17 protein-coding genes are annotated in these 16,423 nt (G+C 39.4%); 13 read left to right on the top strand and 4 right to left on the bottom strand.

From position 1 onward, the window contains the following. Positions 1-251 precede the first annotated feature (251 nt). Positions 252-896 (bottom strand): BMC domain-containing protein, encoded by a 645-nt coding sequence (locus tag FZC41_RS02990; RefSeq protein ID WP_148565896.1) that lies wholly within the window; start codon positions 894-896, stop codon positions 252-254. A 395-nt stretch (positions 897-1,291) separates the two neighbouring features. Here FZC41_RS02990 and FZC41_RS02985 point away from each other — a divergent pair, with 395 nt between their 5' ends. From FZC41_RS02985 to FZC41_RS02975, 3 genes are all read left to right on the top strand, one after another. Beyond that, positions 1,292-1,579 carry a YciI family protein gene (locus tag FZC41_RS02985; RefSeq protein ID WP_148565895.1) on the top strand — a complete coding sequence of 96 codons (288 nt, stop codon included), beginning with the start codon at positions 1,292-1,294 and terminating at the stop codon, positions 1,577-1,579. 98 nt (positions 1,580-1,677) lie between these two features. Next, positions 1,678-2,463, top strand: coding sequence for a FlxA-like family protein (locus FZC41_RS02980; protein WP_148565894.1), 786 nt, complete (start codon positions 1,678-1,680; stop codon positions 2,461-2,463). 180 nt (positions 2,464-2,643) lie between these two features. After that, the gene (locus tag FZC41_RS02975; protein WP_170253828.1) at positions 2,644-4,533 is read left to right on the top strand and encodes an FUSC family protein; all 1,890 of its coding nucleotides are present in this window, start codon (positions 2,644-2,646) and stop codon (positions 4,531-4,533) included. Between the two features lie 70 nt (positions 4,534-4,603). On the opposite strand, the gene FZC41_RS02970 is transcribed toward FZC41_RS02975, so the two are convergent. Beyond that, entirely contained in the window at positions 4,604-5,062 is a 459-nt protein-coding gene (locus FZC41_RS02970; RefSeq protein ID WP_148565892.1) for a hypothetical protein, read from the bottom strand. Between the two features lie 409 nt (positions 5,063-5,471). Between FZC41_RS02970 and FZC41_RS02965 the strand changes: the two genes are divergently transcribed. From FZC41_RS02965 to FZC41_RS02945, 5 genes are all read left to right on the top strand, one after another. After that, complete coding sequence (locus FZC41_RS02965; protein WP_148565891.1) at positions 5,472-6,071, top strand: Crp/Fnr family transcriptional regulator; 600 nt, start codon at positions 5,472-5,474, stop codon at positions 6,069-6,071. Between the two features lie 64 nt (positions 6,072-6,135). Then, positions 6,136-6,936 carry an SDR family oxidoreductase gene (locus tag FZC41_RS02960; RefSeq protein WP_148565890.1) on the top strand — a complete coding sequence of 267 codons (801 nt, stop codon included), beginning with the start codon at positions 6,136-6,138 and terminating at the stop codon, positions 6,934-6,936. A gap of 187 nt (positions 6,937-7,123) precedes the next feature. Then, positions 7,124-7,660, top strand: coding sequence for a DUF2284 domain-containing protein (locus FZC41_RS02955; protein WP_148565889.1), 537 nt, complete (start codon positions 7,124-7,126; stop codon positions 7,658-7,660). A 173-nt stretch (positions 7,661-7,833) separates the two neighbouring features. Next, positions 7,834-8,595, top strand: a complete 762-nt coding sequence (locus FZC41_RS02950; protein WP_148565888.1) for a flavodoxin family protein — start codon at positions 7,834-7,836, stop codon at positions 8,593-8,595. Between the two features lie 36 nt (positions 8,596-8,631). After that, a complete protein-coding gene (locus tag FZC41_RS02945) occupies positions 8,632-9,093 on the top strand; it encodes a DUF3788 domain-containing protein (RefSeq protein WP_148565887.1) in 462 nt (153 codons plus the stop codon). Positions 9,094-9,215: 122 nt separating this feature from the next. Here FZC41_RS02945 and FZC41_RS17835 read toward each other — a convergent pair whose 3' ends face one another. After that, a complete protein-coding gene (locus FZC41_RS17835) occupies positions 9,216-9,431 on the bottom strand; it encodes a GyrI-like domain-containing protein (protein ID WP_420797210.1) in 216 nt (71 codons plus the stop codon). 85 nt (positions 9,432-9,516) lie between these two features. After that, complete coding sequence (locus FZC41_RS17830) at positions 9,517-9,648, bottom strand: hypothetical protein (RefSeq protein WP_420797209.1); 132 nt, start codon at positions 9,646-9,648, stop codon at positions 9,517-9,519. Positions 9,649-9,889: 241 nt separating this feature from the next. Here FZC41_RS17830 and FZC41_RS17825 point away from each other — a divergent pair, with 241 nt between their 5' ends. The 5 genes from FZC41_RS17825 to FZC41_RS02915 all read left to right on the top strand — a co-directional run bounded on the left by FZC41_RS17825 (position 9,890) and on the right by FZC41_RS02915 (position 16,395). Then, entirely contained in the window at positions 9,890-9,976 is an 87-nt protein-coding gene (locus FZC41_RS17825; protein ID WP_148566035.1) for a hypothetical protein, read from the top strand. Positions 9,977-10,092: 116 nt separating this feature from the next. After that, entirely contained in the window at positions 10,093-10,800 is a 708-nt protein-coding gene (locus FZC41_RS02930) for an alpha/beta hydrolase (protein ID WP_148565886.1), read from the top strand. 465 nt (positions 10,801-11,265) lie between these two features. After that, positions 11,266-12,726 (top strand): extracellular solute-binding protein, encoded by a 1,461-nt coding sequence (locus FZC41_RS02925; protein WP_148565885.1) that lies wholly within the window; start codon positions 11,266-11,268, stop codon positions 12,724-12,726. Between the two features lie 22 nt (positions 12,727-12,748). Next, complete coding sequence (locus FZC41_RS02920) at positions 12,749-15,688, top strand: bifunctional diguanylate cyclase/phosphodiesterase (protein WP_148565884.1); 2,940 nt, start codon at positions 12,749-12,751, stop codon at positions 15,686-15,688. Positions 15,689-15,879: 191 nt separating this feature from the next. Then, complete coding sequence (locus tag FZC41_RS02915; RefSeq protein WP_148565883.1) at positions 15,880-16,395, top strand: putative ABC transporter permease; 516 nt, start codon at positions 15,880-15,882, stop codon at positions 16,393-16,395. The last annotated feature ends 28 nt before the right edge of the window (positions 16,396-16,423 follow it).

Here is a 16,423-nt window from a genome sequence, read left to right as displayed (position 1 = left end):
GAATGATGATCATATTGAGGCGACCTTTTTGGTCGCCTCTCTTTTTCTTTTGCTGGCAGGGCATGACTCAAATAAACTTATAAAGTTTGAATAATAGGATGATATGGTTTACAATAGATAAGAGAAAATATGATGAACAAGATGCGATTTCGGTGGTGCTGGGGGATACGCTACTCGACAGGGGACTCCGAAATTTATGGAGTCATCCGGATTGACGGCGATTATGTGAAATTGATGGTCTGTTCGATGTTTTATAAGTCAACTTGAATTTTGACACAATTGATCACTGCCTGTGCAAAGACGCTACAGGCTGCATCGCAGTCTGACGAGGTGCCGGTAAAGATTGCTCCACTTCGGTTTGAAGTCGTTGGTGTATCCCAAAATTCAACAATCTTCACCTCGGTGGTTCTAAGCACTTCATCAACTCCAATAATCCCCTCTAATGGAGGTGCTGACACATAGGCAATGGATGTTCCTTTTGGAAGATTAAGCCTTTTCGAAAAATAACTTCCGATACTTGCAATGGTCTGTGCAAAATACGTGATACTGGCCTCATCATTTGCACTGTATAAGCCGGCCTTGCTGTTCACAAAATCAATGATGTAACTAAGTCCAGCTTTCACATCATCAATGGAAGTACCTGAAATAACCCCAAGCATTTGACCGCCGTTTTCACAACCAAGCCCACCATAGCTTGATCTGGCATAAGCCGCACATATATTGGCTTCTTTAGTGGACTCATCAATTGCTACATAGCCGGCCTCATCGGTTTCAGTGGTAAAAATACCGATATTGGAATGGTTTTCTGGAAGCTCGAATTTTTTGATCATGATAGCTTCCACGGCGGTTAACAATTTTGCTGAGATTACCTTGGCTTTAATTAAATCACCTGTCATTTTTTCCCTCCTGGTTTTAATTATTTTGTTCAGTTAGGTAATAATACCCAAATTTAGGAAACCAAATCATTAGGGCGTTGCAAGCATCCTTTAGGTGTAAGTTTTCCCACAATAGTAGCTATTATGTTAATTCCTGAATTAGCCGTTTTACTGACAATGCACAGATCAGAACATCCTACGATCCAATCTGACGATCAAAAAATCTCCAAGCCATTAAAATGAGTTGAAAAGAACCAAGTAAAAGGTTAAAATAAAAAAATATAATGGATATCAAAGAAAGCAAACCCATAAATATTCTATGACACGTAAAAATTACAGTGTCATAAAAAAAATGTCGAACAGATACCGGATTTTACAATGAAAAACCGGATTTTTTAGCGTAAAGGAGCATGAAAATGTATATAATTTTATTGAAGTATATCAAATCGTTAGAAGCCGTTGATGCGGCAATCCCCGCCCATATTGAGTATCTGGATAAATACTACAACCAGGGAAATTTCATCTTATCTGGAAGAAGGAACCCTAGAAACGGCGGTGTCATTTTATGCAATGCCGAAGATCAAAGGGTTGTTGAAGCCATCATAGCTGAAGATCCATTCCATATCGGAAACATTGCTGAATATGAAATCATTGAATTTCAACCCACGAAGGGCACACCGGAACTGGCAGCTTTGATCAGTTGATGAATTAAACGGCAGAAGTATACGATAACATTTGAGTTGTGTATTTGGCGAAAAAGTGTCATAATTGACACTGTCATATAAATAAGTGGAGGTAAAAAATGAGAATAGCAGCTTTAACAAACAATTCCTCAAACATGATCAGTAATACTCAAAAGAGTTTAAATAAGAAAGAGGATAGCATTTCACAAGGAATCAGAAAACAAATAGATAGCATAAAAGAACAAATGGCAAATCTTTCAAAAAATGAAGAAATGTCGACCGAGACTAAAATGAGTAAAAAGAAAGAACTACAGGCAATGGTTGACGATTTAAATAAACAGCTGACGCAACGGCAAATTGAAATCCAAAGTGAAGCCACTAAAAAGGAGGTTGAGGGAGTGGAACTCAAGGCTTCAGATAATCAAACACCAGGCAATGCGCAAACAGTTGCCGGAAATTTAGATGTTGTCTCAATGAAGGGACTTATCAGTGCCGGGATTACCATGTCACAGGTTAACAAATCCGAAGCGGTAAAAACGAATATGGAAGGTCAGGCGGGGGTTTTAACCGAGGAAATAAAAATTGATAGAAGCAGAAGCAAAGATACAAGTTTGAAACAAAATCGACTTTCCGAAATCAAGGGAAATATCTCCAGTGTTTCAACCAATACAGCCGCAAAGCTTTCAGACGTTAATGAGAAAATAAAAGATACGAAGAGTGCAGTGTCAGAAAAAGATCCAGAGAAAACTGGCGAAACTGATTCCATAACCCAGGAAGACAATAAGGAAAATAATCAGATAAAAACTGACGTGGGTGTAAAAATTGCTGAAGATAAAAAGAATATAACTAACGACATTATCAACAATGAATTTATTTCTTACGATCCTGTCGATGTTCGCTTCTGATTTTTTTGCTGCCAAAACAGTAAATGATATCAGCGTGGCAGTTTTTTAAGCGCTCTTTCAGTTTATAGGGACATCAACCTTTCAGTTTATTTTCTGTTTTGGACCGGGTAAAAGGTTAAAATATCATAACATAAAATAAAGCAAGCCCATAAATTTTTCGGGATTAGCGAGGTGATGCAGATGCTTAAAAAAATAGGGAAACCAATGATACTGTTATTTGTTATCCTCCTGATTGTCGGAGTTTTTGGCTTTCTGTTTGGAAAGAATAATGTGACCATTGGCATCAGCACCGTGCTGGCGGTGCTGATGTATCTGTCACGGGATCTGACCGCCAATCCAGTCAAAAACACGATCAAACTGATTTTGTTCAATGTCATCATGGGGCTGGTTGCCTATGTGTCGTCCCTCAATCTTTTTCTGGCTATCCCCATTAATTTCATCAGCCTATTCACGATTGCTGCCGCACTGAGCTATACCATCAGCTCGCCCATCTCAACACCCTTCAGTATGCAGTATATCTTTCTGATTGTGTATCCCGTTAGCCTTGAGGCCTTACCGCTTCGGCTGATGGCTTTGGTCACCGGGGCGGTTTTCATCATGGTCATTCAATTGCGGGTTAACCGGAATCGGGTTGGGGAGCAGAGTAAAAAGATATTTCCGGAAATCTGTCGAAACCTCGCTCTTAAAACAGCCGGCATCAAAAATAGGGAAGACGTGGAACCCCTTGATCAGGCAATCCGGGCAGCGATCAACCAACTCAAGCGGATCCTTTACGACGCCCGGATCGATCATTATTATTTCACCAGAGAAGGCGAAATTAACCTGGATCTTGCCATCATCATTGAGCAGATCAATGATCTTCTGACGCAGCTTTCGGATGTTCGGGAAAGGGATGATCTGCTGGATGACTTGGGCCTGTTAATGGACCGGATCAGGGAAGCTTTTGAAGAAAAAAATCTGGCGGAACCTTCGAAGATCGGATTTGATGCATTTTTTGAGAAATATGTGGACGAGTCAACCGCTGACCTGGCGATTCTGAAAGTGGTCAGCCAGCTGGAATTATTGAAGGACGGACTGGAAGCATTCAGTCATCCCGATGCTAGTGCGAATGACCGTTTCGAAAAGTTCCAGTCCCGTGCCAGTCAATCCCGGACAATGAACCGGTATCGGGTCAAGCTTTCAATCGACGCCTTGAGCCTGTCCTATGCCTTTCGGCTGGCTGTTGCCATCGCAATCTGCGCATTTCTAGTCGGTTGGTTTCACCTGGAACACGGCAGCTGGTTGTTGTTTACCATCTCGTCGGTGACCTATCCGTTTTATGAAATGTCCCGGCAGAAAACCGGATTGAGGATCGTCGGCACCATGATCGGCGGCGCAGTTGTGATCCTGATCTTTTCGATCCTGCATCTCCAGAATGCCGGCATGCTCGTGATGATCGTCTCGCTGTTTCTGACGATCATCTTTATGAACCAGTACGTTTATTCAATGATCTTCGCGACCATCATGGCGATCAGTTCACTGGTGCTGATCCAGAATGCCGCCAGCCTGAGCCTTGATCGCATCGTTTATGTGATCATCGGGGGCATCGTGGTGGTGGTGCTGAGCAAATTTGTTTTGCCCTATACCGAAAACGATGCCAAAAAAGATCTGCTGAACATGTATGATGAGATCATCGTTCATTTCTTTAAAGACATCAAAAGCTCTGCCAATTATACCGCTGACTTCAAACTTAAGATCATGAATCTGATGCTGACCACTACCTTGATCGAAGACAAATTGGCGGCTTCTGTCGAACCTGAAAGCGACGATGGCATGCAAGCTTTTATTGACACACGGCACGGGCTGATCATCGATATTGATCAGGTTTACCGGTGGCTGCTGAGAAACAAAGACTGTCTCGATGAGTTTAAAGCCGTCTCCCTCTTTCTTTATGAAAATGAAGACGCTGTCCTAAAGGAAAAGGACAGCGTCTTGATCGCTGATATCAAAAGGGACCACTCCCGGATCAGTCGGGTGGTGATTGGGGAAGGCATAGCCATTTTCAGAGCCATGCATCAATTGAAACTTTGACTGGTGAGGATGCCCATACTGCGGTTAGCGTTGGAAGAGCCTGTGCTTGCTTATGGTATGCTACTTGTCTTTAATAAGAAATCGTTCCGGTTTGATCGGAATTTAAATACATAAAATTGATGCCGTTTTCGGCAGATTGATCAGTACCGACGCCGCTAAAGACAATTTTAGTGCCGTCATTTAAATCAATGCCGCTAGAGAATCCCATGGCTTTCAGGGAGGCAACATATGTTTCGGCGTCTGCCTTGCTCATATCTGAAAAATTAACAATGGTCAGCTTGCCAGACATAGAATTTTCGTCATAGCGCGTAACATCGGTGATTTTACAGACTGGGGTGGGGAGTTTGCCGTTGAACTCGTCTGGCCACTTGGCAAGTTGGGACGAATCCGAACTCTGTGTCGAACCTTGGGTGGTTGCCGATGCATCCGTGTTCGCTGGGGCATCACCGGCGGTTGACTTTTGTGGGGCGCAAGCGCAAAATAAAATCAGTGTAATGGCCAAAATGATAAAAAGGGTGATTTTTTTCATGTTAACTCCTTTATTTGCATTTATTGTGTGGTCTCACAGGCTATATTTTTCGGGTTCACCAACATAAGCGATAGTGTTGATTATACAGATGGTTTTCACCGCTTATTCAATACTTTAATTGTAACATATTTGCTGCTTTTTCTCAATGCTAAAACGATAAATGAGCGTGAAATAGGCATATAATTTTATTGGAATTTATCAAACCATTAAAAGTTGTAGATGTGACAATCCCACCCATGTTGAGTATCTGGACAAATATTACACGTAAAGAAAATACTTTTATCGGGAAGAAAAAAACCAAGAAATAGTGGCGTTATATTATATATGCCGAAGATCGAAGAAAAGTGTCCTCGAAGCATTTTTGAAAATTGGTTTATAGGTATGTCATGAAAGTCAGGAGGTCTTTTGCATGAATGAAAATGATTACGTCGGCTTGTGGATGGATCTTTCGAAAAGAACTGGAATATCTCTTAATGAGGAAAGTATTGTTTTATTACAGAATGTTTTTAAACCTAAGTTAATAAAAAAAGATCAATTTTTTTTGCAGGAAGGTGAGAAATCTACAGAAATTGGGTTTGTTACAAAAGGTCTTTTCCGCTCTTGTTACATCACTAAAATGGGTAATGATATCACAAAGTATTTCTATGCAGAAGGGGGAACACTCTTTTCTTATGTGGCATATCTGTCTAAAAATGAATCGACCTATTGCATACAGGCTTTGGAAGACAGTGAGCTTCTGATTGCAAGTATTTTTGATTTTGAGAGGCACGTGGATGGTCACTATGAACTGCTTCTATTCTATAAAAAAATGATAGATGGCGTCCTTGTTGCAAAAGAGGAACACGCAATCAGTTTTAAATTATTAAATAGTGCAGAGCGATATATACAATTCCTTGCAGAATATCCAGGCCTGGAAAAGCGTCTGAAACAGTGTCATCTTGCCTCCTATTTAGGAATAACCCCGGTGTCACTCAGTCGAATAAGAAAAAAATCAAATCTTATCAAATGATAATGCAGATAACCTTCAGATGACTTATGATTATGCCCAGGTTTATTAAGGGAGGTTGACTGCTATGAAAAATAATAGTGTTGTTTTGATCACCGGGTGTTCCACCGGTATTGGTCGTGAATTGTGTAAGGTCTTTTTTGATAAGGGAAATACAGTGGTTGCCACAGCTAGAAATGCTGACAGTTTAAAGAACTTGGCCGCATCTCTGAAGCTATCCATAGATGTGACAAAAGAAGCGTCGATTCATGCTGCAATAAATGAAATAATTTCGCGATTTCATAAAATTGATATTCTTGTCAATAATGCGGGCTACTCGATGAGAGGCGCTCTGGAAGAGATTGACATAAAGAGTGCCAGGGATATGTTTGATGTGAATGTCTTTGGAATCATCAGAATGGTTCAGGCCGTGGTGCCGGAAATGCGTAAGCAAAAATCGGGTAAGATTATAAACATCGGCTCGATTTCTGGAAAATTTGCTCAACCAATCAACGGGGCATACTGTGCATCGAAATTTGCAGTAGAAGCACTAAGTGATGCATTGCGTTTAGAATTGCACAGTAGTCATATTCAGGTTACCGTCATTGAACCAGGACCCATGAAGACTTGTTTTTTTAAAACCCTGGATAACAATTCGAATGATCTGACATTAAATCCCAATTCTTATTATTCTCATTTTTATGAATCAGATGCACAAAACAGGAAGAAGCAAAATTTGACTGAGTCGAAAGAAGCGGCAGAAATCATTAATGATATTATTGTGAAAAGTAAGCTTAATGCCCGTTATAAGGTTGCAGTGCCATTCTCATATAACATGATTACACATTTTCCTGATTTCCTAAAAGAATACATTATAAAAAAGCGGTAAGTTAAGGGGCGGGCCCACCGTATGCCCCTTAACTTATAGTATATTGACATTTAGGGACGTTTCTCGAATTATGCATATCTGACTTCAACTCAAAGGAATGATCCCCACGCGTTATACTTAATTTTAGATTTGATTAGATTAAATTGTAATTATCGAACAAAAAAGTTTGCATAATCGAGGTTAAACGATGAATAAAGATAAAATAGAAAGCATGTTTTTGAATAAACAGTTCACTGATTTTAAATGGGTTACTGGAGAAAAAATAAAAGTTGCTCAATGGGTTCGAGTAAAATGCATGTACGGATGCGATAGTTATGGTAAAAAAAGTACTTGCCCACCAAATACACCAACAGTATCGGAATGTCGAGAGTTTTTATCGGAATATGAAAGTGCAGTAATTTTTCATTTTCAGGAAAAGCTTGATACCGATGAGGCTTTACATCAATGGTGTAAACATATTAATAAAGAATTACTGAAAATAGAAAAGGAAATTTTTCTGCTGGGATTCCATAAAGCGTTCGCTTTGCTGGTGGATGAATGTAAATTATGTTCGGATTGCGTTTCGGACAGAGTCATGTGTAAAAATAAAAAAATGGCGAGACCCTGTACCGAAGCAATGGCTATTGACGTTTATGGAACCGTTCGGGATCTTGATTATCCCATTCACGTGCTTGCCGATAAGAATGTGAAAATGAATCGCTATGGAATATTGCTCATTGATTAACTGAAGAAACGGTAGATCAGGTGCTAGCTTTTTGAATCGTCCAGTGTATGAAAAATACGATTGGCTAGGCCTCTATGTCAACCCACAAAGTGCTGGCGTTTTTGATTCGCTGATGTATTAAACGGCAGTTAAGCTAACACATGTTTTTATTTTATATCAAGGAGGTTAATTAGATGAAAGTTATCGCAATTATGGGGAGCCCGCATAAGGGAAAAGGATATGAGATTGTCCAGAAGATTGAAGTAGAATTGAAGCGCAGCGGCGACATTGATTTTCAGTATATCTTTCTAAGCGATGTCAATTTGCAGCCCTGTATCGGTTGTTTTTCCTGTATCGCAAAAGGGGAGAGCTTCTGTCCGTTACAGGACGACAGGAAAATCATCGAGAAGAAAATATTGGAAGCGGATGGAGTCATCCTTAGCACGCCGGGGTATACCCAGAATGTAAGCGGCTTAATGAAGAGCTTCATGGACCGTTTTGCCTATAGTTTGCATCGTCCGAAATTTTTCAATCAGTCCCTGATGCTAGTTGCCAATGGCGGTTCTGGTTTGAGAAAGGTAAATAAGGCACTTGCGATGACCCTTGGCGGTAGCAGCAAAGTCTGTGAATTGAAAATAACCACCACCCCTTGGGAGCCTACAAAAAAGTATGCGGATCAGACGGATCGAGCCATTGAAAAAAGTGTAAAATGTTTTTATGCATCGATGGTTAATAAAAACGAAGCCCCTCCGGAATTGGGAAACCTGATCTGGTTTCGGATCTTCAAAAAAATGGCCAGTTTGTCAGAGCAGAATTTACCGGCAGACTACCAGTTCTATAGGGATAAACAGAATTATTTCTACCCTGTTCAGGTGAATCCCATAAAAAGCGGACTGGCCGAAATCGTCGCAATTTTTGCGGTCTGGAGTATGAAAAAGCAAGTGGCTTTTAAATAGGTTGAGGGCGTATAATGAAAATAAAAAGGAAGTGTGATGAAAAAAGTGTGGCATGAATTATATCCGGGAAATTTGGAACCTTCTTTTGAGAAAATTGAAGCCTATATTGATAATGCTTTATGGACAGAGATGAATGATTTTTTAGCAGATACCTATTCGGTTACGCCGCAACTGGTATTTAGCAGGTGCTCGGCTCAGCCGGGATGGAATATTAAATATAAGAAAAACGGAAAATCCCTTTGCACCCTTTATCCCATGGATGGTTATTTTATCGCATTGGTAGTGATCGGTACCAAAGAAATGACAGAAACGGAAATCCTGCTGCCGCTTTTAAGCGAATACACCCGGGATCTTTTTAACAGTGTTTCTTTTTCAGCTGGCGGAAGATGGCTGATGATAAACATCACTTCAGAAAGGGTATTAAATGATGTAAAAGAACTAATAAAAATTCGGGTCAGACCCAAGGGAAAAAAACAAGAAAATAAAGTCCTAAAGTAAAACTGCCCAAAGGGCCAATATAGCTTGGCCCTTTGGCAAGTCTATTTTTGTTAAATGGTTTGAGCACGAATGTGGTTGCGAAATTCATTGGGGTAGCTTATTTGACTAGCGTGAATATTTTGCTATTTTTTAATAACAGGTATCCAAACCTCATATTGTGCGTTTTGCGGATCGGCGTTTATGTAAACCTCGATGTCCGGGGCGTTGGTGTATTCATAGCCTGAAGTCGGAAGCCATTCAGTGACAATCCGCTGTTCCAATTCTTGAATAGACAGGCTTGTTCCACTGCCAGAGAAAATTGCCCAGGTAGAAGCCGAAACAGTGTATTCCTCTAAAATATCGTCGAGGCCTTTGGTACTGGCAACAGCTATAAATACTTACAGTCCGCGGTGTTGTTGCAGGTACTGACGCCCAGCAGACTCATTAGGCAAACATTCGCTGAAAAAGATACGTTGAGCAACAGGCAACGGCAGCAATTTGATTATAATCGACCTCTTCGTTAAGGTGTTCTTCAATATAATTTATTGCATTATTTAATCTTTTAATCCACTCCATTTATTCAGCTCATTGTTACAATTATACTATTCTAAAATAATAGGTCCTCTCTTTTCATGCACAAATTAGCGAGTTGCCTGTTAATGCAAAGCACATAATTATTCGATGATATAAGCACTGATGATCTCCCTGTAAATAATTGGTATAGTCCAATACGTCAGTTTCTCTTTTCAGACTTAGCCTCCTAGAGTAGTTTTTGTTTATATAATATGATAAAATATACAACTAAGCAAGTAGGGCACTGCACGACTTTATTTATGAATCCAATCAGGGTGAAAATCTGTATTTTGTAACAGATGTGAAAGAAGCACAGATAAAACTCGGCTAAAATCAAATCAATGTAAAAATCGATCAGAGTTACGCTTGCAAATAACATCTAATATGTTTATGAGGAGAGCTGAAAGTAATAGAAAGATCATTAGAAAATGCATTCAGGATGAAAAAATGATTAAACAAGACTTGAAAATAAAGGGAATTCCTGCTATTTTATGGGGAGAAAATTCTAGGAACATATTTATTGCGGTACATGGAAATATGTCAAACAAAGCGGATGAGGTAATTGTAATTCTGGCAGAGAAACTAACAAAAGCCGGTTACCAGGTACTTAGCTTTGATTTGCCAGAGCATGGAGAACGGAAAAAAGATCCAACCCCATGCAAGGTTCAAAATTGCGTCAAAGACCTTTCAAGTATAATGGCATATGCAAAAACAAATTGGAACAATATCAGTTTGTTTGCATGTAGCATGGGTGCATATTTTAGCTTGCTGACCTACAAAGATGAGGATTTAAAGCAGAGTATATTCCTTTCGCCGGTTGTTGATATGGAAAGAATGATAAGTAACATGATGACGTGGTTTAATGTAAGTGAGGAGCAGTTAGAAACAAAAAAGGAAATCACCACACCGATTGGACAGATATTATATTGGGATTATTATTGCTATGTGAAAGAACATCCGATTAGGTCATGGCCTAAATCGACCGTAATTCTTTACGGTTCGGATGATGAATTGTGCGAATTTGACTTCGTTTCTAACTTTGCACACAAATTTAATTGCGATCTGACGGTAATGGAGCATGGAGAACATTATTTTTATACTGAAGAACAATTAAATTTCTTCAGTCAATGGATAGAAAAGCGGATAAGTGTTTAAGTCAAATGCTGTTTTAATAAAATAGTGCAGGGGTTAGATATAGAAAAAATGCAAATCCAAGCTTTGATAGTAACTTTGAAAGTTATTTATAATCGGCTTTTGATGAATAGATCAAATCGGTAGGGATGCCTTGATAATGTCAAACGGATGAGTGAGAAGAACTTGGCTTTAATACGAAAAGTTAGTGCAAATTCAATTGCTTTTATGTATAATTAACATTAAGACTGTTCGGATACAAAAAAATAGTTTGATTCTTCAATGAGCCGCTGGCTGATGATTAGCCAGAGGCTTTTTTTGACGATTCACCAGATAGAAAATTGCAAGGTGAGTTTTATTATAAAGAAAATTCTGTTGAGATAAAACCTAACATGTAAATGATTACACATAAGATTGTTAAACGTCAATTAAGAGCGAAGCTTAGGTCAGCATCGCAATTACCTATTTTAGTATTTTAAGGAGAGAGAAATGAAAAGAAAATTAAAAGTGGCGTGTCTGGTGTTGAGTATGTTTATTTTGCTGACGGGTTGTTCGACAGCGTCAAAGTCGGTGCTGGATCCGAAAAATCCGGTGTCAATAACCCTTTGGCATTATTATGTCGGTGACAATAAGATTGCTTTGGAAACGGCTGTGGATCAGTTCAACAAAGGTGAGGGTTCCGAAAAAGGGGTTGTCGTTACGGCAGTGGCTAAAGGCAGTATTTTAGAATTGGAGAAAGCAGTAACCGATTCGGCCAAGGGTATTATCAATGCTGAACCCATGCCAGATATGTTCTCAACCTATCCGGATAAAGGACTTGAGATTGATCAGCTGGGCAAGCTTTGTGATTTAAATGATTATTTTTCGAAAGATGAACAGAAACTCTACATTACAGCTTTCCTGAATGATGGCAAGTATGACGGCGATCGTTTGTTGAGCATTCCCATTGTGAAAAGTACCGAGCTGCTTTATGTCAATGCAACAGCCTGGAATGAATTTGCCGCAGCTACCGGTGTTAATGAAAAAAACCTGACCACCTGGGAAGGGGTCTACGCAGCCGCACGTGCCTACTACCAATGGACCGATGCACAAACCCCGGATACAGCCTGGGATGGTAAAAGCTTAATGGGTATTGATTCGGTTGCTAATTATATTATCATTGGTAATAAACAATTGGGGGTTGAGGTCATTGATGGAAAGAATGAAAAGGCGGTGTTAAATCATGCCGACTTGAGAAAGCTATTTGATATCTATTATGGCGGAATGAGCCTTGGCTATTTAAATGCAGTTGGTAAGTTTCGTTCAGATGATATTAAAGCCAGCGATTTAATTGCCTATGTGGGTTCGTCATCAGGCGCCGCATATTTTCCCACCTGGATTGAAAAAGATAATACCCAATCTCCTATTGAATTTACGGCTCTGGCATATCCTTGTTTTGCTGGTGGCACCCCCACCGCTATTGTTCAGGGAGCAGGTATGAGTGTGACCAAGTCCACACCTGAGAAGCAGGAGGGTGCGGCGCTCTTTCTAAAATGGTTTACCGCCGAGGAACAGAACATTCCCTTTGCCATGACAACCGGCTATTTACCGGTAGAAACAGGAGCTTACGGGAATGCGGACTATAACGCATCATTGAAGTCTCTAAGTTCCGGTGACCAGGCAGAAAAAAATGTGGCGGCAGTTTATGATATTGCTTTAAATCAGATTATGGATTCCAATACTTATGCATCCACACCGTTTAACGGCAGTTATAATGTTCGGTCAATCTTAGAAACATCTCTCACAACGATGGCAGAATCTGGACGTCAAAGTGCCGTAGCATTAAAGGAACAAGGTATGACCGAAGATGAAATAGTGACAGCCTTGGATATGAATGCTCGTTTTGATGAGTGGCTTTCCAGTATTCGCAGTCAGCTTGATACATTAGGAATTTCATATTCTGAGGAATAATCTACGATGTTAGGAAAAATGTATGAAAAAAACATGGACACTTCGAAGACAGTTAAATATTTTATTGGCATTGATTGTCATTTTTCAAAGTATCGCATTAATTTTTGCTTTGTGGTTTTCCCAGGTGTATTTTATGTTGGATGCGGAAGCGGTTCGTTTGCTTAGCAATACAACGGAAACCCGGGCCCAGACCTTCGATTTATCTGTTGGTGCAATGATTGGCAACATGGCAAATGAGACCGAAAACTTGAATTCAGAATTGGTTCAATTAGCACAGCAGAACCAGAAATCGCCAGAAGATCTATATCTCGACGACGATAGTTACAATCAGGCTGCTTTGGTGGCAAGTGCTACACTGGTATCAATTTTGAAGCAAAATCATGTCACTGGGGCATACTTTATTTTGAATGGATCAAATGCCAACAAAGCCGATACAGTTGCGCATTCCGCAGTTTACATAAGAAATTCGACTCCGGATGTGAGTGCGTCTACAAATTATTCGCTGGAAATCGGCCCGACTGCCGTATCCAAAGAATATCATATGCCAACCAGCATTCGCTGGAATCTGGATATGCGCTCCGATAAAGAAGAAAATTACTTTGATTTTTATGAAAAGCCAATCTGGGCGAGTACCCAGTTTAAGGGCTCAGAAATGGAGCGTTTTGGTTATTGGTCCACACCAAAGGATATATTAAATGACAATCAGCAGGTTGTTTGTTATACCATGCCGGTTTTAGATGAGAATGGTAACGGATACGGTGTCATCGGTATCGAAATTGCCATGCCTTATTTTTCTCAGCATTATTTGCCAGATTCGGATTTGCTTTATCACAACAGTTTTTATGTGATTTCCGAAATGCATGACAATGCCCTGGACTTAGGCTGGTTTATTCCCAGTGGTGTCCTGGCAAAAACCTATTTAAAAAGTGGTGAGCCATTGCAATTGAAGGCGGTAAAAGAGGGCGGAATATTTGAAACCACATTGGATGAATTGGGAACCATGTACAGTTCGGTGCAAAAGCTGAAGGTTTACAGCGAGAATTCACCTTTTGTGGATGAAAACTGGACATTGTCCTGTTTCGTACCCAGTGATGTTTTGACAGAAAACTCGGTGTCTGTGCGAGAGAAAGTGTTTTACAGTATTGCTCTTACCACGGTGCTGGCATTTACTGCTGTTTTTGTATTAGTCTATTTTTTCACCCGCAAGATTTCCAGATTGTCAAAATATGTTCGAAATCTTTCACCCTATGATGAAATTCATTTTTTGCCAACAGGTATGCGTGAGATTGATGATTTAACGTCTGCGGTTCAATTGCTGAATCAGAGCCTGATGAATGTTTCCAAGACCACGTCGAAAATATTGGAATTGAGTTTGTTACCCATTGGCGGATATGAGGTTCTTGATAACAACAAACATGTCATTCTGACGGATTTTTTATACAAGCTGCTTCATATTGATCAGGGAAGTCTGATTTCTAAGGATGACTGGGTTCTGTTTTATAATAAACTGACTCAATATCCGATAGATGATCACGATGATATTTATGAGTATTATGATGAATACGCTGGAAAACAGCTATGGCTGCGTATCTTGGAGGCTAAACAGCCAACCGGTTCGGTTGGTGTTATTTTGGATGTCACCGCTGATATTGAAGAAAATCGTCGCTTGGCCAATGAATTGGATTATGATGCATTAACGCATTTATTCAGTAACACGGCTTTAAAACGTGAGGCAAATCGAAAAATAAAAGAGGAACCGGATAAAATCGGGGCCATGATTTTTATAGATTTGGATAATTTGAAATACATCAACGATAATTTTGGACACGATATGGGGGATCGCCTCATCATCCGGGCCAGTGAAATATTTCGCTATTTTGAACAATTTAAAGGAATTGTTTCGCGAATTTCAGGAGATGAATTTGCCGTTTATTTACATGGCTATGAGGATCAGGATGAGCTTCGAAAAATTATTGAAAAGCTCTATCCTTATAGTAAATCCTTTAGTTTCATTAGACCGAATGGTACCAGTAACCGCATCCGCTTTTCGTCTGGAGTCGCATGGTATCCCGAGGATGCAGACAACGTCATCGATCTATTAAAGCTTTCCGATTTTGCAATGTATGAGGCAAAGAATAAGGAAAAAGGACGATTGTTTGAATTTAATCGGGATTATTATCAACAGATGTCGTATCTGTTGGAAAATCGTGAAGTCATCAATCGTTTATTGGATGAACAGTTGATTCGTTTTGCTTTTCAGCCGATTGTGGATTTGAAAACTGGTGAAATCATTGCCTATGAAGCATTAATGCGTTCGTTACTGAATGACTTTAAAAATCCCATGGAAATTTTAACGGTTGCTGCTGCCCAGTCAAAATCTGCACAGTTGGAACGAATGATTATTTTAATGGCATATCAGACTGTTGAAGAAAATTCCCAGGAGATTGGTGATCGCAAAATATTTATAAATAGTATCCCCAGCCAAAGACTGAGTGAAGAAGATCATTTGATGCTTGAAAGACATTACCGTCACATTTTTAAAAATATTGTGATTGAGGTTACCGAAGAAGAAAATAATAATTCAAATAATATGAATGAAAAAATCAAATTTATTCGGAAAAGTGGCATCCAAATTGCAGTAGATGATTTTGGCAGCGGTTATTCCAATGAACTGCGGATTCTTTCATTGCTGCCGGATATTATTAAAATTGATATGGAACTGATTCAAGGGATTCACAGCAATAGTGACAAACAAAATATAGTCGCCAATTTGGTTGAATTCTGTCATAATAAAGGCATTAAAGTCGTGGCGGAAGGCATTGAAGAGACAATGGATTTGGTCAAAATCATCGAGATGGATATTGATTATGCACAAGGTTATTACCTTGGACGTCCAACTTTTTCATTTGCAAAAGAGGATGAACGATTAAAAAAAGAAATTCTCGATTTGCACAAAAAATAGAAGACCGTTTATTTGTTGTAGAAGGCAATTTATGAGAAAGAGCATTAGCAGTTGCTCCTTCTCATTTTTTTGGTGGAATAAATTATAATTGATAGATTATCTGAAAATATATTTTGGAGAAGGTTGGAAATTGAAGGGTTATGGGTATAAAATTAACAAAGTCGTTTAATAATGATGATTATGGATATTAAATGGAACAATCAAATAATCCTGTTTATGGTTTTGGCGTCGTATTTTTTGTTCTGATACTTCATCCCTTTTTTGATAAGAACTGGTATATAATTTTAATTTTAAGCATGGTTGTTGGCGGTGGATTTGAGTTCCTAAGCAGTTGTTTTCAGCAGTATGCAACCGGAACGGTTTCCTGGCAATATCAGCAGATGCCATTAAATTTATATGGCAGAACCAGCCTGGTGCTTTCATTTTATTGGGGCGTTTTAGGGCTTTCCTGGGTAAAAATAATTGATCCATTGGTATCAACGGCGATAAAAAAAACCCCTCTAAAAATCGAAGTGATCGTCACTTCGATTCTCAGCATTTTTATGATTTTTGATATGATAATTTCCTTTCTGGCAGTGAAACGCTGGGATGAACGAATAAACAATATCCCGGCAAATAGTAGGGTAGAAGAATTTTTAGACAATACCTATCCGAATAGTGTTTTAGAAAAAATCTATCCAGATATTACTCTTGTATCCCATTCATAGAGAGACGATACGATGCTCAGAAAAATGT

Source organism: Acetobacterium paludosum (genome assembly GCF_008086595.1).
In the GTDB taxonomy this organism is placed as follows: domain Bacteria; phylum Bacillota; class Clostridia; order Eubacteriales; family Eubacteriaceae; genus Acetobacterium; species Acetobacterium paludosum.
This window is presented reverse-complemented; position numbering and strand designations above follow the sequence as displayed.

Coding starts and splice junctions, on each gene's coding strand:
- FZC41_RS02990 (WP_148565896.1), bottom strand. CDS start 896: ATGACAGGTGATTTAATTAAAGCCAAGGTAATCTCAGCAAAATTGTTA.
- FZC41_RS02985 (WP_148565895.1), top strand. CDS start 1,292: ATGTATATAATTTTATTGAAGTATATCAAATCGTTAGAAGCCGTTGAT.
- FZC41_RS02980 (WP_148565894.1), top strand. CDS start 1,678: ATGAGAATAGCAGCTTTAACAAACAATTCCTCAAACATGATCAGTAAT.
- FZC41_RS02975 (WP_170253828.1), top strand. CDS start 2,644: ATGCTTAAAAAAATAGGGAAACCAATGATACTGTTATTTGTTATCCTC.
- FZC41_RS02970 (WP_148565892.1), bottom strand. CDS start 5,062: ATGAAAAAAATCACCCTTTTTATCATTTTGGCCATTACACTGATTTTA.
- FZC41_RS02965 (WP_148565891.1), top strand. CDS start 5,472: ATGAATGAAAATGATTACGTCGGCTTGTGGATGGATCTTTCGAAAAGA.
- FZC41_RS02960 (WP_148565890.1), top strand. CDS start 6,136: ATGAAAAATAATAGTGTTGTTTTGATCACCGGGTGTTCCACCGGTATT.
- FZC41_RS02955 (WP_148565889.1), top strand. CDS start 7,124: ATGAATAAAGATAAAATAGAAAGCATGTTTTTGAATAAACAGTTCACT.
- FZC41_RS02950 (WP_148565888.1), top strand. CDS start 7,834: ATGAAAGTTATCGCAATTATGGGGAGCCCGCATAAGGGAAAAGGATAT.
- FZC41_RS02945 (WP_148565887.1), top strand. CDS start 8,632: ATGAAAAAAGTGTGGCATGAATTATATCCGGGAAATTTGGAACCTTCT.
- FZC41_RS17830 (WP_420797209.1), bottom strand. CDS start 9,648: ATGGAGTGGATTAAAAGATTAAATAATGCAATAAATTATATTGAAGAA.
- FZC41_RS02930 (WP_148565886.1), top strand. CDS start 10,093: ATGATTAAACAAGACTTGAAAATAAAGGGAATTCCTGCTATTTTATGG.
- FZC41_RS02925 (WP_148565885.1), top strand. CDS start 11,266: ATGAAAAGAAAATTAAAAGTGGCGTGTCTGGTGTTGAGTATGTTTATT.
- FZC41_RS02920 (WP_148565884.1), top strand. CDS start 12,749: ATGAAAAAAACATGGACACTTCGAAGACAGTTAAATATTTTATTGGCA.
- FZC41_RS02915 (WP_148565883.1), top strand. CDS start 15,880: ATGGAACAATCAAATAATCCTGTTTATGGTTTTGGCGTCGTATTTTTT.